The sequence below is a fragment of the Bradyrhizobium sp. CCBAU 53340 genome (assembly GCF_015291645.1).
In the GTDB taxonomy this organism is placed as follows: Bacteria; Pseudomonadota; Alphaproteobacteria; order Rhizobiales; family Xanthobacteraceae; genus Bradyrhizobium.
On record NZ_CP030055.1, the window covers coordinates 1,566,719 to 1,588,792 of the forward strand.

General features: G+C 65.0%; 18 protein-coding genes and 2 pseudogenes. 9 read left to right on the top strand and 11 right to left on the bottom strand.

The window, feature by feature from the left end; all coding sequences use genetic code 11:
* Positions 1-113 precede the first annotated feature (113 nt).
* Genes XH89_RS07400 through XH89_RS07410 form a run of 3 tightly spaced genes read right to left on the bottom strand, consistent with a single transcriptional unit; the run spans position 114 to position 3,884 of the window.
* The gene (locus XH89_RS07400; protein ID WP_194466441.1) at positions 114-908 is read right to left on the bottom strand and encodes an IclR family transcriptional regulator; all 795 of its coding nucleotides are present in this window, start codon (positions 906-908) and stop codon (positions 114-116) included.
* A 19-nt stretch (positions 909-927) separates the two neighbouring features.
* The gene (locus XH89_RS07405) at positions 928-2,661 is read right to left on the bottom strand and encodes an FAD-dependent oxidoreductase (RefSeq protein WP_194466442.1); all 1,734 of its coding nucleotides are present in this window, start codon (positions 2,659-2,661) and stop codon (positions 928-930) included.
* A gap of 8 nt (positions 2,662-2,669) precedes the next feature.
* Entirely contained in the window at positions 2,670-3,884 is a 1,215-nt protein-coding gene (locus XH89_RS07410; RefSeq protein WP_194466443.1) for an ABC transporter substrate-binding protein, read from the bottom strand.
* 329 nt (positions 3,885-4,213) lie between these two features.
* On the opposite strand from XH89_RS07410, the gene XH89_RS07415 reads away from it, so the two are divergent.
* Positions 4,214-5,515 (top strand): MFS transporter, encoded by a 1,302-nt coding sequence (locus XH89_RS07415; RefSeq protein ID WP_194466444.1) that lies wholly within the window; start codon positions 4,214-4,216, stop codon positions 5,513-5,515.
* Positions 5,516-5,521: 6 nt separating this feature from the next.
* On the opposite strand, the gene XH89_RS07420 is transcribed toward XH89_RS07415, so the two are convergent.
* Both XH89_RS07420 and XH89_RS07425 read right to left on the bottom strand, forming a co-directional pair.
* Positions 5,522-7,006, bottom strand: a complete 1,485-nt coding sequence (locus XH89_RS07420) for a hypothetical protein (RefSeq protein WP_246767759.1) — start codon at positions 7,004-7,006, stop codon at positions 5,522-5,524.
* Between the two features lie 47 nt (positions 7,007-7,053).
* Positions 7,054-8,022, bottom strand: a complete 969-nt coding sequence (locus XH89_RS07425) for a LysR family transcriptional regulator (RefSeq protein ID WP_194466445.1) — start codon at positions 8,020-8,022, stop codon at positions 7,054-7,056.
* A 137-nt stretch (positions 8,023-8,159) separates the two neighbouring features.
* Between XH89_RS07425 and XH89_RS07430 the strand changes: the two genes are divergently transcribed.
* The 6 genes and pseudogenes from XH89_RS07430 (at position 8,160) to XH89_RS07455 (ending at position 14,932) form a co-directional block, all read left to right on the top strand.
* Positions 8,160-9,473, top strand: coding sequence for a cation:dicarboxylate symporter family transporter (locus XH89_RS07430; protein WP_246767760.1), 1,314 nt, complete (start codon positions 8,160-8,162; stop codon positions 9,471-9,473).
* A gap of 18 nt (positions 9,474-9,491) precedes the next feature.
* Positions 9,492-10,526: a PdxA family protein gene (locus XH89_RS07435; RefSeq protein WP_194466447.1), complete on the top strand. Its 1,035-nt coding sequence runs from the start codon at positions 9,492-9,494 to the stop codon at positions 10,524-10,526.
* Positions 10,516-11,962, top strand: a pseudogene (locus tag XH89_RS07440) (MmgE/PrpD family protein). Before XH89_RS07435 ends, XH89_RS07440 begins: the two are co-directional and overlap by 11 nt.
* Before the next feature lie 15 nt (positions 11,963-11,977).
* The gene (locus tag XH89_RS07445) at positions 11,978-13,414 is read left to right on the top strand and encodes an MmgE/PrpD family protein (RefSeq protein ID WP_194466448.1); all 1,437 of its coding nucleotides are present in this window, start codon (positions 11,978-11,980) and stop codon (positions 13,412-13,414) included.
* 121 nt (positions 13,415-13,535) lie between these two features.
* Positions 13,536-14,326 (top strand): annotated as a pseudogene (locus tag XH89_RS07450) (fumarylacetoacetate hydrolase family protein).
* A gap of 192 nt (positions 14,327-14,518) precedes the next feature.
* Positions 14,519-14,932, top strand: coding sequence for a hypothetical protein (locus XH89_RS07455; RefSeq protein ID WP_194466449.1), 414 nt, complete (start codon positions 14,519-14,521; stop codon positions 14,930-14,932).
* A 71-nt stretch (positions 14,933-15,003) separates the two neighbouring features.
* Here XH89_RS07455 and XH89_RS07460 read toward each other — a convergent pair whose 3' ends face one another.
* Positions 15,004-15,855, bottom strand: a complete 852-nt coding sequence (locus tag XH89_RS07460) for a CoA ester lyase (protein WP_194466450.1) — start codon at positions 15,853-15,855, stop codon at positions 15,004-15,006.
* A complete protein-coding gene (locus XH89_RS07465; protein ID WP_194466451.1) occupies positions 15,855-16,307 on the bottom strand; it encodes a MaoC family dehydratase in 453 nt (150 codons plus the stop codon). Before XH89_RS07465 ends, XH89_RS07460 begins: the two co-directional genes overlap by 1 nt.
* Positions 16,308-16,532: 225 nt before the next feature.
* On the opposite strand from XH89_RS07465, the gene XH89_RS07470 reads away from it, so the two are divergent.
* Positions 16,533-17,699 carry an acyl-CoA dehydrogenase family protein gene (locus tag XH89_RS07470; RefSeq protein WP_194466452.1) on the top strand — a complete coding sequence of 389 codons (1,167 nt, stop codon included), beginning with the start codon at positions 16,533-16,535 and terminating at the stop codon, positions 17,697-17,699.
* A 29-nt stretch (positions 17,700-17,728) separates the two neighbouring features.
* On the opposite strand, the gene XH89_RS07475 is transcribed toward XH89_RS07470, so the two are convergent.
* From XH89_RS07475 to XH89_RS07485, 3 genes are read right to left on the bottom strand one after another with little or no spacing between them, the layout of a single operon-like run.
* Positions 17,729-19,306: an AMP-binding protein gene (locus tag XH89_RS07475; RefSeq protein WP_194466453.1), complete on the bottom strand. Its 1,578-nt coding sequence runs from the start codon at positions 19,304-19,306 to the stop codon at positions 17,729-17,731.
* A gap of 33 nt (positions 19,307-19,339) precedes the next feature.
* Positions 19,340-19,975, bottom strand: a complete 636-nt coding sequence (upp, locus tag XH89_RS07480) for a uracil phosphoribosyltransferase (protein ID WP_194466454.1) — start codon at positions 19,973-19,975, stop codon at positions 19,340-19,342.
* A 9-nt stretch (positions 19,976-19,984) separates the two neighbouring features.
* Positions 19,985-20,788, bottom strand: a complete 804-nt coding sequence (locus XH89_RS07485) for a crotonase/enoyl-CoA hydratase family protein (RefSeq protein ID WP_194466455.1) — start codon at positions 20,786-20,788, stop codon at positions 19,985-19,987.
* Between the two features lie 86 nt (positions 20,789-20,874).
* On the opposite strand from XH89_RS07485, the gene XH89_RS07490 reads away from it, so the two are divergent.
* The gene (locus XH89_RS07490) at positions 20,875-21,456 is read left to right on the top strand and encodes a TetR/AcrR family transcriptional regulator (protein ID WP_194466456.1); all 582 of its coding nucleotides are present in this window, start codon (positions 20,875-20,877) and stop codon (positions 21,454-21,456) included.
* A gap of 32 nt (positions 21,457-21,488) precedes the next feature.
* Here the strand turns inward: XH89_RS07490 and XH89_RS07495 are convergent, their stop codons facing one another.
* Positions 21,489-21,956: a hypothetical protein gene (locus XH89_RS07495; protein WP_194466457.1), complete on the bottom strand. Its 468-nt coding sequence runs from the start codon at positions 21,954-21,956 to the stop codon at positions 21,489-21,491.
* Between the last annotated feature and the right edge of the window lie 118 nt (positions 21,957-22,074).

Here is a 22,074-nt window from a genome sequence, read left to right on the forward strand (position 1 = left end):
GCGGGCGATCCAGTACGCCGAGACAGCGATGATAGGGCCGATGGGCCCGCGGCATACTGGATGCCCCGCCTGCGCGGGGCATGACAGTGGCTGTTGTGTCAGGCTGCGAAGGCTCACTCCGCCGCCGCCGTCACCCCATAGCCCAGCCGCTTCGAGATCCCACCCGCGCAATCGCGCAGGGCATGCGCGATCGGGCTGTCCCACCGCGCGTCGAACGTGCCTTCCGGTCCCATCGCGGTAATGACCAGCGCGACGTGGCCGGAATGGTCGAACACCGGCGCCGAGAACGCATTGACGCCGGGCAGGGGATCGCCGAGTGCGCGGGCGAGGCCGTGCTTGCGGACCTCGGTGAGCATCTCCGCGACCTTCGCGCCTTTCACGGCTCGCTTCGGATTGTAGCCGACGCCGAGGCGATCGAGCCCGCTTTCGAGCGCGGCGTTGATGGTCTTTTCCGGCAGGAACGCCGCAAACGCGCGGCCCGTGGCGGTCTCCAAGAGGGCCATCACCGAGCCGGCGCGCATCACGATATGGACCGGTTGGCCCGGCTCTTCCAGCTGCACCACGGTCGGGCCATGCGTGCCCCAGACCGCGAGCGAGACCGCATGGCCGATCTGGCTTGCGAGCGCGGCGATCTTCGGCTGCGCGATGCGCACGCCCGAGAGGCGGCGCAGGCTGATCAGGCCGAGCTCCAGCGCGAGCGCGCCGATCTCGTACCGGCCGGTGGTCTCGTCCTGCTCGATCAGGCCGATCCGGGAGAAACTTGCGAGATACGGATGCGCCTTGGCCGGCGTCATGCCGGCCTCGCGGGCGAGATCGCGCAGCATCATCGGCTCGCCGGTTTTTGCGAGCGCGCGGAGCAATTCTCCGCCGACCTCGATCGACTGAATGCCGCGGCTTTCTTTCTTCATGCGCCTCCTGGCGTTTCGCTCAGGCCGCGTCGCGCTTGGCAGCGTTATCGGCGAGATGACGACCGGCAATGTAGCCGAAGGTCAGCGCCGGCCCAAGCGTGATGCCGGCGCCGGGATAATTGCCGCCCATGATGCTCGCCATGTCGTTGCCGGCGGCATAGAGCCCGGGAATCACCCGGCCCTCGGCGTCGAGCGCGCGCGCATTCTGGTCGGTGACGATGCCGGCATAGGTGCCGAGATCGCCGACCACCATCTTGATGGCGTAGAACGGCCCGTTCTCGATCGGCGCGATGCAGGGGTTCGGCCCGTGCATGGCGTCGCCCTGGTAGCGGTTATAGGCCTTTGAGCCCTTGCCGAAGGCGGCGTCGTGACCGAGCGGCGCGGTCTCGTTGAACTGCCTGACGGTCTCCGTGAACGCCTTGGCGTCGATGCCGGCCTTCGCCGCAAGCGCCTCCAACGTGTCGCCGCACATGAGATAGCCGGTTTGCAAGTGATGACCCAGCGGCATCGGAAAGGGCGGCACGCAGCCGAGGCCATATTTGCGCAGCGTCCTGTGATCGCAGACGAGGAAGGATGCGATCTCCCCGCCGGGCTTGGCCGCCTTGACCATGGCCTGGACGAAGTCGTGATAGGAATTGCCCTCATTGGCAAAGCGCTTGCCGTCGCGCATCACCGCGATCACGCCGGGTTTGGCGCGGTCGATGAAATGCGGCATCACGCCCTTCGAGCCGTCCTTGCGCGTTGTCAACGACACCGGCACCCAGGCCGCCGCGTTCGGCAGCCGATCCTCGACATGCCCACCGGCGCTCTCGGCGAGGCGCAGGCCGTCGCCGGTATTGCCGGTCGGGCCGGGCGAGAAATGCTCATTGCCGGTCGGCGCGTGCGGAAACATCTTCTTGCGACGTTCGACATCGTGCGGAAAACCGCCGCAGGCGAGCACGACGCCCTGTCTCGCGCGAACACGGATGTTGCGACCCTCACGCGAGACGATCGCGCCTGTCACCGCTCCGTTCTCGACCGTCAGCTCGCGGACAGGCGAGGACAGCCACATCGGAATCTTCAGGTCTTGCGCCGACTTTGCGAGGCGTCCCGCCAGCGCATTGCCGTTGGTCAGCGTCATGCCGCGGCCATAGCGCAGCACGTCCATCAGATGCCGCGATAGTCGTTTTGCAACATAGACCGCCGAGGTCAGCGACTTCGTCACGCGCATGAAGTGGATGATCTCCTTGCCGGAGCCGAGCATCATGCCGAACACGGTGAGCTCGGGCAGCGGCATGCCGAGCGTCTTGATGAGGTCGCCAAGCTCGCGGCCGTCGAACGGGCGCGTCACCATGGAGCGGCCGCCCTGGGCGCCGCCCGGCGCTTCGGCGTGATAGTCCGGGAACACCAGCGGCATGTCGAAGCGCAGGGATGTCTTGGTGGTGAAGAAATCGACCGCCTCGGGCCCGGCCGACAGGAACGCATCGACGCGCGCCGCGTCGAAATTGTTACCGGCCTCGTGCCGCAAATAGGTGCGGGCCTGATCCGGCGTCTCCGCGATGCCGTAGGCTTTCGCCAGCGAGGTGCCGGGAATCCACAGCCAGCCGCCGGAGCGGGCGGTGGTGCCGCCAAAGCGCGGCTCCTTCTCGACGATCAGCACGTCGAGGCCGCGATATCTCGCGGTGATCGCGGCCGACATGCCGGAGCAACCCGATCCGGCCACGAGCACATCGCACTCGTAGGTTTCGCTTGCGCTATGCTCGCTGCCGGTCATGTCTCACCTCACTTCTTTAGGAGTGGGCACTTGGATTCGGAGACCGGACGGAAGGCGTCCTCGCCCTTCACGGTCTTGATGATGTCAAGATAATCCCAAGGCTCCTTGGACTGCTCGGGCGACTTCACCTTGGCGAGGTACATGTCGCGGATGACGCGGCCGTCCTCGCGCAACTTGCCGCCGTGAACAAAAGTATCCTCGATCGGTAGCTCGCGCATCTTGGCCATCACCTTGGCGGGATCGTCGGTGCCGGCGGCCTTGATGCCTTTGAGGTAATGCAGAACGGAGCCATAGACGCCGGTATGGATCATGGTCGGCATCACATTGGTGCGCTCGAAAAATTTCTTCGACCAGGCGCGGGTGGCCTCGTCCATGTTCCAGTACGAGGCCGTGGTCATGTAGGTGCCCTGCGCGGCCTTGAGCCCGATCGCGTGCACGTCGGTGTCGAACATCAACAGGCCGACGAGCTTCTGGCCGCCCTGGACCAGGCCGAACTCTCCGGACTGCTTGATGGCGTTGTCGGTGTCCTGGCCGGCATTGGCGAAGGCGACCACGTCAGCTTTCGAGCTCTGCGCCTGCAGCGCAAACGACGAAAAATCCGCGGTGTTGGTCGGATGCTTGACGCCGCCGAGCACCTTGCCGCCCAATTCGTTGATGAAGCGGGTGGCGTCCTTCTCGAGTTGCTGGCCGAAGGCATAGTCCGCAGTGATGAAGTACCAGGATTTGCCGCCTTCCTTGATCACGGCGGACGCCGTCACCTTGGACAGCGCGTACGTGTCGTAGGTGAAGTGCACGGTGTTCGGGCTGCACAGCTCGTCGGTCAAGGAGCTCGCGCCGGGGCCGGAGAGCAGGGCGATCTTGTTGCGCTCGCGCACCATGTTGTGCACGGCGATCGCGATGCCGGAATTGGGGATGTCGACGACGGCATCGACCTTACCGTTGTCGAACCAGCCGCGCACGATATTGACGCCGACGTCGGTCTTCATCTGGTGGTCGGCGCTGATGATCTCGATCGGCTTGCCGAGCACGGTCGGCCCGAATTCCTCCACCGCCATCTTGGCCGCTTCGACCGAGCCCGGCCCGGAATTGTCGCGGCCCCAACTCGACAGATCCGTCAGCACGCCGATCCGCACCACGTCGTCGGAGACTTGCGCATTTGCGACGGTGGTCATGGCAGTCGACATCATGGCCGCGAGCATGGCGCAGGCCAAAAGCCCTCTCATCGAAGTTTCCTCTCTTTTTGGGCCGCTTGGCGCGGCCGGTAGTTCTCCGGCTAAATTAGATATTAGCAAATAAATTTGTCAATGGCGAATTGCGTCTTCTGTCGAATCCCCACGCGTGTCCCGGACGCGCTGCAACGCCCCTTAGCGTTGCAGCGCAGAGCCGGGACCCATGCCGCAACGAGTGCTCGCGGACGTATGGGCCCCGGCTCGGCAGCGCATCACTTCGTGCCGCGCAGCGTCCGGGGCACGAGAGCGAACAAACACTCTCACAAGTTGCAACCCTCGCCACAATTGGCCATGATGCCCACTGGAATATGGGGCGGATGGCAATGACTGCAGCAATGGGGATCTCCGGCGAAACGGAGAGATCGGCGACGGCGCATGTGGTGTGGGCGAGTGCGCTCGGCACCGCGATCGAGTGGTACGACTTCCTGATCTACGGCACGGCCGCCGCGCTCGTGCTGAACAAGCTGTTCTTCCCGAGCTTCGATCCCTTCGTCGGCACGTTCGCGGCATTCTCGACCTATGCGGTCGGCTTCGTCGCGCGGCCGATCGGCGGCGCCATCATCGGGCATTACGGCGACCGGCTTGGACGCAAGACGATGCTGGTCGCGACCATGATCGCGATGGGCCTCGGCACGTTCCTGATCGGCTGCCTGCCGACCTACGGCCAGATCGGCGTGTGGGCCCCGATCCTGCTCGTGTTGCTGCGCTTCGTGCAGGGCATCGGTCTCGGCGGCGAATGGAGCGGTGCGGTGGTCATGGTGGTCGAGCACGCCGGTAACAGGCGCGGCTTCTACGGCAGCTTGGTGCAGATCGGCTTTCCCGTCGGCGTTGCGGCCTCGACCGGCATTTTCGGCTTGATGACGCAACTGCCCGAGGCGGACTTCCTGAGCTGGGGGTGGCGCGTGCCGTTCTGGATCAGCATTCTGCTGGTCGGCGTCGGCTTCATCGTGCGGCTGCGGCTCGCCGAGACGCCGCATTTCAAGGACGTGGTCGAGCGCAAGGAGGTACTGGCGCAGCCGGTGTGGGACGTATTGCGGCGCGACTGGCGCAGCTTTCTGCTTGCCGTCGGCATTACGGTATCGGAAGTCGGGCTCGCCTATCTCCTCACCGTCTTCATCGTGGTCTATGCCACGACCAAGCTCGGGCTGTCGCGCCAGGTGATCCTCAATGCGGTGGTCTACGCCGCGATCGTCGAGTTCGCGACGTTGCCGCTCGCCGGCTGGCTGTCCGATATCTTCGGCCGCAAGGCGCTCTATCTCGCCGGCGGCGTGTTCTCGGTGGCGCTGGCATTTCCGCTGTTCTGGTTCCTCGACACAAGAGAGCCGGTCCTGATCACGCTTGCGCTCGTCGTCACCATGACGCTGACGCATGGGCTGCTGTTCGGACCCAAAGCCGCGTTCATGCCCGAGCTGTTCCGCACCCAGGTGCGCTATAGCGGTGCCTCGCTCGGCGCCAATGTCGCAGCTGCGCTCAGCGGCGGTTTCTCGCCGCTGATCGCAACCGCGCTGCTCGCCTCGGCCGGCACTTACTGGCCGGTGTCGCTCTACATCATCGCGCTGTCGATCATCACCATCATCGCGACGCTGATGAGCCCGGAGACGGCGCGCGACACTCTGAAGTCGTGAGAGTCCCTACCGGCAGGCGGGATTCGCCGCATCCGGAAATACCAGGAAGGTGATGGTCGCCGGCGCAAGTCGGATTGCGCCGGCGGATGCTATGCGTGGCGCGAGCGGTGGCAATTTGTCGTCGGCGCCCAGCGCAAGCATCCTGCCATTCAATTGCACAGTCGTGCCCTGGAGCTGTGCGGCATGCAGCGTGTATCGTTCGCCTGATGCTGGCAGCCTCACGGCGCGTGACCTGCGCCGCGACGCGTTGATCGCAAGCACGGACACCGCACCGCGCCCGCCCGGATGGCAATGCGCATAGAGATGCAGGTCGGGCGCGGTGGCCGCGCCGGCGTCGAGCACGATCGGTCCCATCAGCCGGTGCCAGAGCAGCGCGGCCCAGTAGTTCGGCCGAGGCCGGAACGTGCCTTCGTCGAGCAGGCCATAGTCACTGGCGGCGAGCGTGTTGTGCATCACCACCTGGACGCCGACCCTTGCCAGCCGGCCCAGCTGGTCGAGATAGCGGAACGTGTCGAGAAACGTCTTGTCCCCGCGGTTGCCGCCGCAGGCTGCATCCGCCGTTTCCGTCAGCCAGATCGGCTTGCCCGGCTCGAAAGCGTCGCGCATGGCGCGGTAGGTCGCGAGCGCGGTGTCGGTGCGTGCCAGCCATTCCTCGGAGAGTGCCTGCGACGGATCATTGCGGCCGCCGCAGCGCGGCGAGACCGCGTTGTAATGATGATACGAGAAGCGATCGACGCCGGGACCTGACGCGGCCAGCAGGTCGCGCGTGGTGATACCGGTCGGCGATGGCGAGGGCGCATCGCCGACCGAGCCGGGGCCGACGATCAGCGTGTCCGGCGCAGCGCGGCGCATCCATTCGCGAAAGACCTTGATGTCGCGGCCATAGGCCTTCGCATCGTATCCCGGCGGAGCGCCGTTCGTTGCCGCAAGCGTCGGCTCGTTCATGAATTCGGCAGCGGCGATGCGGCCGTCCAGCGAGCGCGTGAAATCGACGAGGCGTTGCGCCTGATCCGGCTTCCACACGCCATCAGCGTCGCGGCTGCCGAGACTGACCGCGAAGGAGGTGACGATCGCGGCATCGGCCGCGCGCGCAAAGTCGATCACGCCCCGCCACTGCGCGCGGGTCAATACGGCGTTGTATCCGGTCGGTGGTTTCGCCGGTGGGGTCTCGGCATCGGCAAAGAACGTCGCGTTGGCCCAGGTGCCGCTGATGCGAACATAGGCCGGCGACAGCGCGGCTGCGAGCATGCGCAGACGTTGGTTGGAAAGATCGATCTGGGCTCTCAAGCTGTAGCGATCGTGTTGATTGAACGGGCGGTCCGCATGCGGATAAGGTTTCCAGAACCGCCCGCCGGTCACTTCCACCATCTCGATATTGTAGGACTGGAAGCGCGCATCGACCGTGCCGATCGTCTTTAGCCCGGCGGGCGCAATCGCTACGTCGCCGGCGTACGCTGCGCTCGCCGCCGCCACGACGGGGCTGGCCAGCAAGATGCGCCGCCAAAGCGGCCGGGGAAACGGCGCGGGCCGGGCCGCCGTCACCTGGTCCTAGCCGCCGAAGAGGCGGCTTTTCCAACCGGCCGTCCCTTGCGCACCGAACCCCAGAAGTTCTCGGCCGCTCGCGTCATGCGGGCGCGCGTGCGGAACAGCGAGACGTTGATCGGAATGTCCCATTCCGTGCCGCCGGCGCGCAGCAATCGGCCATTGTCGAGATCGGCGCGGACGAGGCTCATCGGCGCCCATGTCACGCCGCGCCCTTCGCGCGCCATGTCGATCAGCAGCATGACCGGCGCCGCGAAGCCGGGCGTGAGCCAGGCCGGTGGATCCTTGACTACCAGGAACGATGTGACGAGCCGTCCCACGCCCGAGCCCGGATGATAGGCGAGATAGGGCAGCGGCGCACCGGATGCGCCGGGAAGGGCGTAGCGAGGCTGCGCGCTCTTGCTGCGGCGTCCGCCGCGGCCCGGCCTTGCCGCCGGCGCGCTGATCGGAATCAGCGTGTCGGTGGCCAGATCGATGCGCTGGAAGCGGTCCATGTCGAGCCGGCTCACCAGTGACGGATGGTAATGCGCCAGCATGAAGTGCGCCTGCGCATCCAGCAGCAGCTTCTCGCATCCGGCGAAATTCGACGCGACGAGCTGGACGGCCGAGCCGGCGCGCGCGCCGTCCGAGTTGCGGATCCATTGCGGAAAGAAGGTCTGCGACAGGGAATGCGTGGCTACAAATGTGAGGGTCTCGGCCCTCAGCCGCGCCACCTCGAGCGCTTCTTCGCGACCGAGCAGAACCCGGCGCAGCACGTCTTCAGCGACGGGACGAAAGGTCTCGCCTGCGGCCGTCAACGTGATGGTGTGGGTCGAGCGTTCGAACAGCTGTGTGCCCAACCAGTCCTCGAGCGACTTGATGCGGCGGCTCAGCGCCGGCTGGGTCACATGCCGTCGCTCGGCGGCGCGGGAGAACCCGCCCTCCTCGGCGATGGCAAGGAAGTCCTCCAGCCAGATCAGGTCCATAATGACGTTTTGTCCTCAAATCATACCGATACGGCATTAGCCCCTGAGAGGCCGCTGGTCCAATGTAAACGCCATCACACGACAAGAAGAAAGCACCATCGACGCATGGCGCGATGAGGGCATTGGAGGAAAGCAAATTGCAGATCGCCGCAACCCCGCTGTCCGAGCCCCTATCGGGCACGGTTTCCGCACGCCGCCGCAAGCCGTTCTGGCGCGAGCAATATGTCCTGGTGGTTGCCGGCGCCGCGCTTGGTGCGGTGTTGGGCGCTCTGTTTCCGAACTTTGCGGTGGAGCTCAAGCCGCTCGGCGACGTCTTCATATCCCTGATCAAGATGACGATCGCGCCGCTGATCTTCCTGGTGGTCGTTACCGGCATCGCGCAGGTCGGCGACATGAAGGCGGTTGGGCGCATCGGGATCAAGGCCTTTGCCTATTTCGAGGTGGTGACGACGATCTGCCTCTTGATCAGCTTCGTCGTGGTGCGTTGGGTGCAGCCTGGTGCGGGCGTGGCCCATGCCACCGCACAACAGGCCGAAGCAGTCGCACGCTATCAGCAAGCCCCTGTCGGTTCGCTGTCGGCCTACATCCAGCACATTGTTCCCGAGAGTTTCGTCGGCGCGTTCGCAGCCGGCGATGTGCTTCAGGTCCTCGTGCTCGCATTGCTGTGCGGCATCGGCCTGTTGCTGCTCGGCGACAAGGCCGCGCCGCTGCGGACTGGCCTCGAGCGTGTGACCGAGCTCGTCTTCAGCGTCGTTCACGTCGTTGTGGCGCTGGCGCCGATCGGCGCGTTCGGAGCCATGGCGTTCACGGTGGCGAAGTTCGGCGCCGCGACGCTCTATGCGCTGGCGATGCTGGTCGGCACGGCCTGGGCGATGATGGCGTTCTTCATCTTCATCATTCTCGGAACGATCTGCCGCCTGGTCGGCATTCGTCTGGTGGATCTCTTGCGCCTCTTGCGTACCGAGCTGCTTGTGGTGCTCGGAACCTCTTCGTCAGAGACCGCAATTCCCGGGATGATGGAGAAGCTGCCGAAGGCGGGTGTCGGTCATGCCGTCGCCGGCCTCGTCATTCCCTCTGGCTATTCCTTCAACCTCGACGGCGTCGCGCTGACGCTGCCGCTCTCGACGATCTTCGTCGCCCAGGTCTACGGCGTCGAGCTCTCGGCTGCGCAGCAACTCAGCCTGTTCGTGGTGATGCTGTTCACCAGCAAGGGCGCGGCCGGTGTCACCGGCGGCGCGTTCGCAGCGCTTGCCGCGACCGTGGTCGCCGCCGGTCTTCCGGCCGAAGGGCTGGCCCTGCTGCTTGGCATCGACCGCTTCATGTCGCTGGCCCGCGCCATCACCAACACCATCGGCAACGCGGTCGCCTCGATCGTGGTCGCCAAATGGGACGGCGAATTCAATCGCGAGGACTGGGCTCAGTCCGCCGAATACATCCAGCAAGCGAAGTAAAGATCCAAGGTTTTCACTATGGCCACCAACAGCAATGAACTGCCCGTCATCGCGCTGACCCCGGGCGACTGCACCGGCATCGGCCCCGAACAGATCGCGCGCATCCTCTCCGACGATCGCCTCGCCGACGTTGCGCGCCTCGTCGTGGTCGGCGATGCCCGCGTGCTCGACATGGGCATGGAACACGCCGGCGTGAAGCTGAAGGTCGAACGCATCGCCTCGCCGAAGGCCGCCAGATGGGGCCGCGACGCGGTGCAGCTCGTCGATTTGGGCAATATCGATCCCGCCAAATTTCCGCTCGGCAAGGCCAGTGCCGAATCCGGCCGGCTGACCGGCGAGACGCTGTCGCGCGCGATCAATTTCTCCAGGGACGGCGAAGTCGATGCCATCACCTTCGCCCCGCTCAACAAGCGCGCGATGTTCGACGGCGGCTGGAAGTTCCCCGACGAGCACAAGATGTTCGCGAGCCTGCTCGGCCACACCAGCTACTTCTCCGAGATGAACGTGCTCGACGGGCAGTGGATGTCGCGCGTGACGGGGCATCAGTCGCTGCGCGAGGCGCTCGACGATATCAATCCGGAGAGCATCACCGATGCGATCACGCTGGTCGATCGCATGATGAAGCGAGCGGGCGTCGCCAAGCCGCGCATCGCCGTCGCCGCCCTCAATCCGCATGCCGGCGAGAACGGCCTGTTCGGCCGCGACGAGATCGAGATGATCCGGCCCACCGTCGAGGCCGTCGCCAAGACGGGCGTCGCCTGTACCGGGCCTTATCCCGCCGACACCGTCTATATCCGCGCTTTCGCCGGCGAGTTCGACAGTGTAGTCGCGATGTATCACGACCAGGGCCAGATCGCGACCAAGCTGCGCGGCTTCAACCGCGGCGTCACGGTCACCGCTGGGCTCGAGACCGTGTTCACGACACCGTCGCACGGCACGGCGTTCGATATCACAGGTCAAGGCGTCGCCAATACCGGTGCGCTGGAGAGCGCGGTCCGCCTTGCCGCCAAGCTGGTGTCGATCAAGGTCAAGGAGGCCGTCTATGCGCATTGATCGCAGGACCCTGCTCCAGGCGGCGGCCGCGCTTCCGCTCGCCACTGTCGGCAGCGACGTTGCCTTTGCACAGGCCCCGGCCGCAACGCCCGCCGTGGCTCCGCCGAAGGACGTCACCCGCGCGCTGGCGCACTATCTCGTCACGGCGCAATACGATGAACTGCCGGCGAACGTGCGCAAACAGGGTGTGCGCACGCTCCTGAACTGGGTCGGTGTCGCCATCGGTGGCTCGCATCACGAGACGGTCGATATCGCTGTCTCCGCGCTAGGACCGTTCTCCGGCCCGCAGCAGGCCTCGCTGTTCGGGCGGCGCGAGCGGTTCGACATCATGAATGCCGCCTTCATCAACGGCGTGTCGAGCCACATCTTCGACTATGACGACACCCACCTGAAGACGATCATCCATCCCGCGGGGCCCGTCGCTTCCGCCATCCTCGCCCTGTCAGAGATGCAGCCGGTTTCCGGCAAGGAGTTCCTGAATGCGCTGGTGCTCGGCGTCGAGACCGAGTGCCGGATCGGCAATGCCGTCTATCCCAATCATTTCGACGTTGGTTGGCACATCACCGGAACGGCCGGCGTATTCGGCTCCGCGGCCGCCGTCGGCAAGCTGCTCAAGCTGAACGAGCAACAGATGGTCTGGGCGCTGGGCCTCGCCGCCTGTGGGCTTGCGCGAGTCCTTCGGCTCAATGAACAAGAGCTTCAATCCGGGACGCGCGGCAAGCAACGGCATCTTCGCCGCGATGCTGGCGTCGAAGAATTTCACGTCCTCCGACAGCATGATCGAGGCCAAGCGCGGCTGGGCCAATACGGTCAGCACCAAGCAGGATTTCACGGAAATCACCACCGATCTCGGCAAGCGATATGAAGCGGAGTTGAATACCTATAAGCCGTTCGCTTGCGGAATCGTGCTGCATCCGGCGATCGATGCCGCGATCCAGCTGCGCAACGAGAACAAGCTCGCCGCAGACCAGATCGACCATGTCGAGCTCAAGGTCCACCCGCTGGTGCTGGAGCTCACCGGCAAGAAGACGCCGCAGCGCGGCCTCGAAGGCAAGTTCAGCATCTACCACGCAGTCGCGGTCGCCATCGTCGAAGGCGCCGGCGGCGAGAAGCAGTTCAGCGATCGCGCCGTGACTGATCCCGCCATTGTCGCGTTGCGGGCGAAGGTCAATCCGGTGATCACGCCGGGCATCAAGCCGGAGCAGGTCGATCTCACCATCGTGCTCAAGGACGGCCGCAGGCTCAACCGCTACATCGAGCATGCGATCGGCAGCCTCGAGGTGCCGATGACCGACAAGCAGCTCGAGACGAAGTTCTCCGACCTTGCCGACGGCATCATTCCGGCAGGGACGGTTCGGCGCGTGATGGACGCCTGCTGGGGCGTCGAGGCGCTACCGAATGCGGCGGAGATCGCAAAGATGTCGGTCGCGGCCTGATCGAGGGAGAGAAGCATGCCGACACGCCGCCATTTCCTGCAATCCGCCGGTTCGGTTGCTGCTCTCGCGGCCACCGGCGGTCGTCCGGCTCTCGCGGCAGGCCCGGGCGTGACGGAGCGGCTCGCCCGCTACATGGTTGCCGCGCGGGATCAGGAGTTGCCCGAGCAGGTGCTGCGTGAATGCAAGCACCGCATCCTCGACACGTTCGGCGCGATGATATCGGGCTCTTGGATGAAGCCGGGCGAGACGGCGCTGAAATATGTGCGCACGCTCGGCGGCGAGGCCCAGGCCTCCGTGGTCGGCTCCGACCTCCGCACCACGGCGGTCAACGCCGCATTGGCGAACGCGATGTGCGCCCATGCCGACGAGACCGACGATTTCGAGCCGGTCACCAAGGCGCATCCAGGATGTTCGGTGGTGCCGGCCGCGCTCGCGATCGGCGAGCGTGAGCATCGCAGCGGACAGGATGTCATTCGCGCGGTCGCGCTCGGCTACGATCTGACCTGCCGCCTGCTGATGGCGCTGGGCCCGGATCTCGTGCGCGGCACGCACCGGAGCGCCGAGGGAACGTCGTCGACTTTCGGCGCGCTCGGCGCGGCTGCCTCGCTGGCGCGGCTCGACGAGAAGGGGATGCGTTACGCGATCTCCTATTCGGCGCAGCAGGTCTCCGGCCTGTGGAGCTGGGTCAAGGACCACGATCATATCGAGAAGGCCTTCGACTTTGCCGGCATGGGCGCCCGCAACGGCGTCATGGCCGTCGACATGGTGCTCAACGGCCTGACCGGCGTCAACGACGTGCTCGACGGCACTCATAACCTCTTCATCGCGCTCTCGACCGATCCGAAGCCGGAAGAGATGGTGAAGGATCTCGGCAAGCTGTTCTATGTCACGGAAACCGCGATCAAGACCTTCTCGGTCGGCTATCCCATCCAGTCTCCGCTGGACGCCATGCTGACGCTGCGCAGGCAGCACAGCCTGACGCCAGATAACGTCCGTAGCATCCTGGTCAAGCTGCCGACCGACGCGATGGGGATCGTCGGCGAGAGTGCGATGCCTGACGTCAATTGCCAGCATCTCGTCGCGGTCGCGCTGGTCAAGGGCGCGGTGTCGTTCAACGACAGCCATGATGTGGCGCTGATGCATGATGCGAAGATCCTGGAGCAGCGTGCCAAAGTGACGCTGGCCGGTGACAAGGCATTGATGGACCCGGCAGCGCCGCGCGGGGCTGTCGTCGAGGTGACATTGGCCGATGGCAAGAAGGTCGAGCACTTCACGAAGTACCCGCCGGGCACCAAGGAGAATCCGCTGAGCACGGACGCCGTCGCGGCAAAGACGCGGGATCTGATCGCGCCGGTACTCGGGAGCGACAGAGCCGAGAGGCTGATCGATCAGATGAGAAATCTCGAGCAGCTCGACGATATCGGCAAGCTGAGGCCACTGCTAACGGCGTGATTGATCGCTTGTTGTTCAACTGCGCCACGACTTAAGGCCTAGCGGATGGCCCATTGGCCGGATGCAGGTTTGGCTCTAAGAACGACTGGAGGAAACGAATGCCCGAGCAAGGGAACAGGACATGACAAAGACCACGCGACGAAATGTGCTCACGGCCGCGGCCGCAATGACGGCAACGAGCCTTGCGGATGCTGCTCCAGCAGCAGCGCAGGCCGGGCCCAAGCCGATCTTCGCGGTGCCGATGGTCACGATTCCGATCGTCGGCGAGACCAGTGTGTTCCAGGTCCGCCGCATCTACTGCATCGGGCGCAACTATGCCGCGCACGCGATCGAGCGCGGCTCGGATCCGAACCGTGAGCCACCGTTCTTCTTCCAGAAGCCGACCGACGCGATCCAGAATGTCGCGATCGGCGAGGTCGCCGACCATCCCTATCCATCGCTGACCAAGAACTATCATCACGAGGTCGAGTGGTCGCGGCGCTGAAATCCGGCGGCACCAACATCCCGGCCGAGAAAGCGCTCGATCATGTCTACGGCTACGCGCTCGGTCTCGACATGACCCGGCGCGATCTGCAGAACGGCATGGCCGCGGAGAAGAAGCCCTGGGAGATCGGCAAGAGTTTTGACCACGCCGCGGTGCTCGGTCCGATCCACCCCGCGAGCAAGACCGGCCATTTCGAGAAGAGCGCCATCTCGCTCGCGGTGAACGGCACCGTGCGGCAGAGCTCGGATCTCAGCAAGATGATCTGGAGCGTCGCCGAGCAGATCGCCAAGTTGTCGGAAGCGTTCGAGCTCAAGGCCGGCGACATCATCTATTCCGGCACGCCGGAGAATGTCGGTCCGGTGGTGAAGGGCGACGTGCTGCTGTGCAAGCTCGATGGCTTGCCGGATATGTCGATCAAGATCGTCTAGCTCTTGCTTCTTCCCGCCTGCGGGGAGAAGTGCGGATTGTGTTGCGCTGACGGCCTCCGCTGGAACCCGGATTGACGGCGGAGGCCTTTGAATTGCCTGAGTTCCATCGGCTGCTGCCTCGTGTTCGGCATCGAACAAACCTCAAGCGGCCATATTTCAGTAAGAGTGATCTCCGGTGAGGGAGGCGCTCTGATGAAGAAAGTTTTGATCACTGCCATCGTGATGCTGGCCGGCGTGCCTGCAAGCGCCGTTGCGCAGGAGCGCGCGGGCTCCGCGGCGTTAGGCGCCGTGTCCGGCGCGATCGTGCTGGGGCCGGTCGGTGCCGTTGCGGGCGCAGTGATCGGCTATACCGCCGGTCCTTCAATCGCACGGTCATGGGGCGTCGGAGGTTCGCGTTCGGCAAGACACCGGCAGCCACGTCGTGAGGCGTACGGAGCTACCGCCAACCGTGTTCCGCCGCGCACGCGCGAGGCGATGGAGGCCAACGGTCAGATGAGCGCGGCCAGCAATCCGCCGGTCCAAGCCGCTCCCGCGGTACAACCGGCTCAGGTTGCGCCTGCGGCGCCAGCGGAGACCGCGATGCCCCCCGTTCAGGGATTCGACTGAGACGACCCTGGGCTGCGGCGGTCTTCGGCCGCAGCCGGTCCACCGTCCGCGCGATCAGCGCGGCGACCATTCTAGAGCTGGCCCAGAATTTTCTTCGCGGCGCGAAGATGCGGCTTGTCGATCATCTGGCCGTCGAGCCGCAGCGTGCCGGAATTCGGATTGCTCGTGAAGGCCGCGATCACCTTCTCCGCCCAGATGCGCTCGGCATCGGTCGGCGCGAATGCCGCGTTGACGATGTCGACATGCTTGGGATGGATCAGCGCCTTCGCCGAAAAGCCGTCGCGGCGCGCCGCGCGGGTCTCCTGCTCGAGGCCGGCGAGGTTGTCGATGTCGGTATAGACGGTGTCGATCGGCGCGACTTCGGCCGCCGCCGCCGCCATCAGGCAGAGATCGCGCGCCAGGCGATAGGGACTGTGGAATACGCCGCCTGAGGCCTTCTCGGTCGCGCCGAGCGAGGCCGATAGATCCTCCGCACCCCACATCAGGCCGCCAAGGCGAGGGGAACAGCCCTTGTAGCTGCCGAGCCCGAAGATCGAGCTGGCCGTCTCCGTCGCGACGCAAACGATGCGTGTCACGCCTGTTGTGATGCCGGATGCAGCTTCCAGCGCTTCGAGCCAGGTCGCGACCTGGCGCACGTCATCGCCTCCTTGCGATTTCGGCAGCACGATGCCGTCGGGCTTGCCCGGCATCACCGCGGCAAGATCAGTCAGCGTCATGCCGGTGTCGAGCGCATTGACACGGACATAGAGCTGGTGCGGGCCGGGGCGGCTCTTCAGCATCGCCAGCGTCAGGGTGCGCGCCTCGGGCTTCTTGTCGGTGACGACGGAGTCTTCGAGGTCGATGATCAGCGCGTCGGCCTTGCCTTCGCTGGCCTTGTCGAATTTGCGCGGGGAATCGCCCGGCACGAACAACATCGAGCGCATCAGACCGGCCTCTTGTGCATCATCGCCATGCGTCGGCATTTGCCGACGATCTCGTCGTTCTGGTTCAGGGCGTGATGCTCGAACTCGACGATGCCCGCTCTCGGGCGCGATTTGGATTCTCTCAAGGAAAGCACCTTCGTCGTCGCCCGCAAGGTGTCGCCATGGAAGACCGGTTTTGGAAAAGTCACGTCGGTCATGCCGAGATTGGCAACAGTTGTGCCCATGGTCGTATCATAGACCGTCATGCCGATCATGATGCCGAGGGTATAAAGGCTGTTGAAAATGCGCTGGCCGAACTCGGTCTTCTCAGCGAAATGCGCGTCGATATGCAGCGGCTGCGGGTTGAGCGTCAGCAGGCTGAATAGGGTGTTGTCCATTTCCGTGACGGTTCGGGTCAGCGGATGCCTGAACTCCTGGCCCACGGAGAAGTCTTCGAAATAGAGTCCGGCCATCGCGGTTTCCCTCCTTGCGAAATAACGGTGCGCATAGCTTTGCGCCGCATGACGCCATGCATGTTAGACACAGTTGATAGACAAATTCACGTATCTGTATTCGGTTTTTCGAGCTAAAGAACGAAAAGCGAAGGCATGTCGGGGCGCGGCAAGCGGCCATGGCCTTTGCGGGGAACGCGATCGGGAGATGGCGCAGTCGCGGCTCCCAACGAGGAGACCAAGAACATGGATTTCGCGCTCACCGATCAGCAGGAAGCCATTCGCGACGCCATCGCCAAGATATGCGAAGGCTTTCCCGACGCCTATTGGCTGAAGAAGGATCACGACGGCGGCTTCCCGCACGACTTCCACAAGGCGCTGGCCGATGCCGGCTGGCTCGGCATCTGCGTTCCGGAAGAATATGGTGGCTCGGGCCTCGGTATCACCGAAGCGGCGATCATGATGCGCACCATCGCCGAGTCAGGTGCCGGCATGTCCGGCGCCTCCGCGGTGCATATCAACGTGTTCGGTCTCAACCCCGTCGTCGTGTTCGGCACCGAAGAGCAGCGCAAGCGCATGCTGCCGCCGATGGTCGAGGGTCGCGAGAAGGCGTGCTTCGCCGTCACCGAACCCAACACCGGGCTCAATACCACCCAGCTCAAGACCCGCGCGGTCGCCAAGAACGACCGCTACATCGTCAATGGCCAGAAGGTGTGGATCTCGACCGCGCAGGTCGCGCACAAGATCCTGCTGCTGGCACGCACCACGCCGCTGGAGGAGGTGCGCTCGCCGACCCACGGCCTTAGCCTGTTCTACACCGACTTCGATCGCAACAAGATCAAGGTCCACGAGATCGAGAAAATGGGCCGCAAGATCGTCGATTCCAACGAGCTGTTCTTCGAGGATTTTGAGATCCCGATGGAGGACCGCATCGGCGAAGAGGGCAAGGGGTTTCAGTACATCCTCGAAGGCATGAATCCCGAGCGCATCCTGATCGCGGCCGAAGCTGTCGGCCTCGGCAAGCTCGCGCTGTCGCGCGCGACCGAATACGCCAAGACGCGCGTCGTGTTCAATCGTCCGATCGGCAAAAATCAAGGCATCCAGCATCCACTTGCGGTGAACTGGATCGAGCTCGAAGCGGCCTGGCTGATGGTGATGCAGGCGGCTTGGCAATACGACAAGGGCTTGCCCTGCGGCGCAGGCGCGAATGCCGCGAAGTATTTCGCAGGCGAAGCCGGCTACCATGCTTGCGAACAGGCGGTGATGACCCACGGCGGTTTCGGCTACGCCAAGGAGTTTCACGTCGAGCGTTACTTGCGGGAGGTCCTGATCCCGCGCATCGCGCCGGTCAGCCCGCAACTCGCGCTCAGCTTCATCGCGGAAAAGGTGCTGGGGCTCGCCAAATCGTACTAGAAACACGTCGTACGAGAGGACACCAGGCGCTAGCTCAGCTCGGCCGCGATCCGCTCCATCGCCATGGTGCGGAGCTTTGCGCGCTGGATCTTGACGCCATTGGCGCTGTCGGTGACGGGGAAGGCGTCCACGACATAGATCCGTGCCGGCACCTTGTAGCCGGCCAGCCGCTCGCGCAGGCGTGCCGTCAGCACCTCCAGACGCGGCGAGGTGCCTGCCGGAATGACGAAGGCGACGCAGCGCGCCTGACCCTTCAGATCGACCGCGACGACCTGGGCATCGGCAACGCCGGCGCAGGATTTGAGCTCGTCCTCGATCTCGCCGGGCGCAACCAGGAAGCCGCCGAGCCGCATGGCATCACCCGCGCGGGTCTCATAGACGAAGGCGCCGTCGCCGCGGAGCCGTCCGATGTCGCCGGTGCGGAAGAAGCCGTCCGGAGTGATCGCATCGCGCGTTGCCTCGGCGTTGTTGAAATAGCCGAGGAAGCGTGAGGGCGCGCTGATCTCGATCTCGCCGGAGACGCCATCAGCCGCGAGCTCACCGGTCTCGGTGTTGCGCACGCGGACTTTCGCCGCTGGTGACATCGGCCAGCCGCCGCCCTCGATGCGATCGGCGAAGGCGTCGCTGGCGCGGGCGATCGAGAACAGCGCCTGCACCTCGCTGGAGCCGTAGAGGCCAAACAGCGGCAGGCCGTGTGTCTCTGCCTCCGCAGCCAGCTCGCGCCATCCGGGCTGAAAGGCGGCAAAGCCACAGACTTCGAGATGCGGGAACGGCCGCGGTGCGTCGGCGAGAGCGAGGATGCGGCGGAACATCTCGTCGGAGCCGAAGGCGTGCGTGATCCTGTGGTCGCCGAGGATCTTCAGCGCCGGTGCCGGCTCGAAGGCGTCGAGCACATGCACGGTCGCGCCAGCCGCGATGAAGCCGAGCAGGCTCGTCATGCCAAAGGTGCCGCAGAATGGCAGCATGGCCAGCAGCGCGTGACGCTGCGGGGAAAGCTGGAGCGCCTTGGCGACAGATTGGGCATGGGTTGCGAGCGTCCGCTGCGAATGCGCGACCAGTTTTGGTCCTTTGGTCGTGCCCGATGTGGTGTAGAGCAGCACGGGCAGATCGACATCATCCCGGATCCGAGCCGGCGGACAGGGCTGGTCGAATGCGTCGAACCGAACGCAGGGCCATTGCGCGGGGACCGCGTCCGCACCGATCACGGCGAGCGTTTGCAGCGCGGGGACATCGTCCCTGGCAATGTCGGCGAGAATGGCAGCGAAATCGATCGAGCGGAACGCCGCTTCGGTCACCAGCAGCTTCGCGCCTGACAGTTTCAGGAGATGCGCGACCTCCGCGCTACGATAGCGCGTATTGACGGCGGCGACGATCGCGCCCAGCCTAGCGGCGGCAATCAGCAGCGCGATCCATTCGATCCGGTTGACCAGCCAGACCGCGACAACGTCGCCCTTGCCGATATCCTGCGCGGCAAGCCAGGCCGTGGTCTGCTCGACCTTCTCGGCAAACTCCGCGCGTGAGATGGGCGTGCCATCGAACACGAAAGCGGGATCGGCTGATGTCCCCGATCCGATCAGCGACTGCAGTGAAACAGTGTCGGCGTGCATGGCAACCGGAGTAGCCCGATCGCGCAAACCTGTCTACTTGGTGCCGAACATCCGGTCGCCGGCATCGCCGAGGCCTGGCACGATGTAGCCGTGGTCGTTGAGCCGCTCGTCGATCGCGGCGGTCCAGATCGGCACGTCAGGATGCTCGCTTTGGAACTGCGCGATGCCCTCGGGGGCCGACAGCAGACAGACGAAGCGGATGTCGCGGGCGCCGCGGTCCTTGAGCAGCGACGCGCCGGCGCAGGCCGAGTTGCCGGTCGCCAGCATCGGGTCCATCAGGATCACGGTGCGGTCGGACAGGTCCTGCGGCGCCTTGAAGTAATATTCCACGGCCTGCAAGGTCTCGGGGTCGCGGTAGAGCCCGATATGGGCGATGCGGGCAGAGGGCATCAGCGCCAGCATGCCGTCCAGGAAGCCGACGCCGGCGCGCAGGATCGGCGCCAGCGTGAGCTTCTTGCCGGCGATCTTTGGCGCCTGCATCGGCGAAATCGGCGTCTCGATCTCGACCAGCTCCAGCGGCAGGTCGCGCGTCACTTCATAGCCGAGCAGCATCCCGATCTCGTTCAGGATCTCGCGAAAGCTCTTGGTCGAGCGGTCCTTCTCCCGCATCAGGGAAAGCTTGTGCTGGACCAGGGGATGGGCGACGACGTTCACGCTGCTTGTGCTCATAGAGCCGATCTAACACGGTTCCGTGAAACTGCGCCAGATCGGCCGGGCGTTTTCCGCAAGGAGCGGGGTGGCCTGGCCGGGCATCGCAACTGCCGTTCGTGCCCGGTTGCTCGCCTCGTAGGCAGCCATGGTCAATTCGCGGTCGATCGCGTTGCGCATGGCGTCCATCGCCGGCTGGCGCAGCCGCTGTTTTGCAGTCGCATGCGACGGCTTGTGGATGGCCCGAAGCGCTGCGATGGTCGCCTCGAGCTCGCCATCGATCGCCTGCGGCGCAACCACGCGATCGAGAAACCCGGCGGTCAGCGCCTCGTCCGGCTCGTACATCTCGCCGAGCACCGCGGTACGGCTGAGCCAGGCCGGATGCAGGCGGCTGCGTGCAAGCTCGATGGCGAAGCTGGGCGGTGCGATGCCGATTGCGACCTCGTTCAGCCCCATCCGATGCGGTCCGCGCGCACCCAGCCTGACGTCGCAGGCGAGCAGCAAGAATGTCCCCATCGGAAAGGCGTGCCCTTCCATTACGCCGATGGTCGGATGCGGAAACGACAGCAGCCGCAGCGCCAGCTCGGCGCCGGCCCGGACCATGTCGAGACTCCTGGCGGCATCGCCCGCGGCGAACAGTTTCAGGTCGAAGCCGGCGGAGAAGATGCCCGGTCGCGCCGAACGCAGCACCGCGATCTCGGCTTCCTTCTCGGCGCGGTCGAACGCGGCTGCGATTTTGTCTAGCATCGTCGTGGACATCACATTGAGCTTGCCGTCGTCGAGTACGACCTGCGCCACGCCGTCCCTCAGTTCGTAAGTCACTCCGTTCGCCATTTGCCGCTCCTTGTCGTCATTGCAGGCTTGACTGTCGGAAGCTGATGTAGACCAATCAATATAATTGTTGCCTGGAGGAAAGCCCCATGCCGGCCGTGCCAAAACACCGCCAGCCCATCATCAACGCCGCGGTGACGCTATTCCGCCGCCAGGGATTTGCCCGCACCGGCCTCAACGACATCGTCGACGTCAGCGGTGCGCCAAAGGGCTCGCTCTACCATTACTTTCCCGATGGAAAGTCCTCGATTGCGGTGGCCGCGGTCGAGGAAGCCGGCCGCCGCGTGGCCGAAACGGTGGCAAGGCTCGCCGGCGAGTACGGCTCGACCGCCGAGCTGCTGCGCGCACATGCGCGGCTGCTGGCAGGATGGATGCAGGGCTCCGGCTTTCGCAACGGCTGTCCGATCACGACCGTCCTGCTCGAGCTTGCGCCGCGCGAGCGTGCCGTTGCGGAGGCCGGCCGCAAGGCCTATGCGGCGCGCATCGCGCTGCTTCGCGACAAGCTGGTTGCGGATGGGTTCACCAGGCCGCGCGCGGAAACGCTCGCCGTGCTCTGCACGTCGGCGCTCCAGGGGGCGCTGATCCAGGCCCGTGTCGAGCGCAGCGGCCGGCCGATCGAGATAACGGCGGCGGAGCTGGCGCGGTTCATCGAAGCGGAAGCGGCGAGGTGAGGGAGCTACAACTTTAGAGTTTCGGCGTTCGCTCAGCTGAAATTCTCGCAAGACGCCGGCTCATAGAGCGGCTCTGCCGCGGGGCGCACATTGGGAACGCTCGGCCGCGGCATTTCAACGGCCCGCGCCTGGACTTCCACGAACGCGGACAGCAGCGCGATCGCGAGGTCGCCATGGCAACCTTCGACGGCCGCGTCCAGCCAGTCCGGAAGCTCGCGTTCACGCGACAGCGCGCAATGCCACTCGCCTTCGTCGTAGGCGATGCGGCGGACGTGCCACAGCGGCAGTTCGAGCTCCATCAGCGCCAGCGCTGCATCGGCCCAGGCCTCCGCATCGATCAGGCGCATGAGGCGCGCGGTGCGCTCGGACTGTCCGAGCGCGGCAGTGCGGCGGCAGGCCTTGTCGATGATCTCGAGCATCAAGGGCCGGGTCATGCCTTGCGCATGGCGCAGGCGGTCGCCGAGCGAGGAGGGATCGTCATGAGGGAGCGTGGCGGACATTCAGCCTCCGGCGTCGGTCAGTCGGCCGGCCTCTTCAGGGTGGCGGGAACGCCATTTGAAAACGAGAGGGGAAGGGGATGGGAGATATAGGAATCTCATAAAGACGGGGAAGGGTGCG

Excerpts from the sequence above, each read along its gene's own strand:
- XH89_RS07400 (WP_194466441.1), bottom strand. The coding sequence starts at position 908 with ATGAAGAAAGAAAGCCGCGGCATTCAGTCGATCGAGGTCGGCGGAGAA.
- XH89_RS07405 (WP_194466442.1), bottom strand. The coding sequence starts at position 2,661 with ATGACCGGCAGCGAGCATAGCGCAAGCGAAACCTACGAGTGCGATGTG.
- XH89_RS07410 (WP_194466443.1), bottom strand. The coding sequence starts at position 3,884 with ATGAGAGGGCTTTTGGCCTGCGCCATGCTCGCGGCCATGATGTCGACT.
- XH89_RS07415 (WP_194466444.1), top strand. The coding sequence starts at position 4,214 with ATGACTGCAGCAATGGGGATCTCCGGCGAAACGGAGAGATCGGCGACG.
- XH89_RS07425 (WP_194466445.1), bottom strand. The coding sequence starts at position 8,022 with ATGGACCTGATCTGGCTGGAGGACTTCCTTGCCATCGCCGAGGAGGGC.
- XH89_RS07435 (WP_194466447.1), top strand. The coding sequence starts at position 9,492 with ATGGCCACCAACAGCAATGAACTGCCCGTCATCGCGCTGACCCCGGGC.
- XH89_RS07445 (WP_194466448.1), top strand. The coding sequence starts at position 11,978 with ATGCCGACACGCCGCCATTTCCTGCAATCCGCCGGTTCGGTTGCTGCT.
- XH89_RS07455 (WP_194466449.1), top strand. The coding sequence starts at position 14,519 with ATGAAGAAAGTTTTGATCACTGCCATCGTGATGCTGGCCGGCGTGCCT.
- XH89_RS07460 (WP_194466450.1), bottom strand. The coding sequence starts at position 15,855 with ATGCGCTCGATGTTGTTCGTGCCGGGCGATTCCCCGCGCAAATTCGAC.
- XH89_RS07465 (WP_194466451.1), bottom strand. The coding sequence starts at position 16,307 with ATGGCCGGACTCTATTTCGAAGACTTCTCCGTGGGCCAGGAGTTCAGG.
- XH89_RS07470 (WP_194466452.1), top strand. The coding sequence starts at position 16,533 with ATGGATTTCGCGCTCACCGATCAGCAGGAAGCCATTCGCGACGCCATC.
- XH89_RS07475 (WP_194466453.1), bottom strand. The coding sequence starts at position 19,306 with ATGCACGCCGACACTGTTTCACTGCAGTCGCTGATCGGATCGGGGACA.
- upp (WP_194466454.1), bottom strand. The coding sequence starts at position 19,975 with ATGAGCACAAGCAGCGTGAACGTCGTCGCCCATCCCCTGGTCCAGCAC.
- XH89_RS07485 (WP_194466455.1), bottom strand. The coding sequence starts at position 20,788 with ATGGCGAACGGAGTGACTTACGAACTGAGGGACGGCGTGGCGCAGGTC.
- XH89_RS07490 (WP_194466456.1), top strand. The coding sequence starts at position 20,875 with ATGCCGGCCGTGCCAAAACACCGCCAGCCCATCATCAACGCCGCGGTG.
- XH89_RS07495 (WP_194466457.1), bottom strand. The coding sequence starts at position 21,956 with ATGTCCGCCACGCTCCCTCATGACGATCCCTCCTCGCTCGGCGACCGC.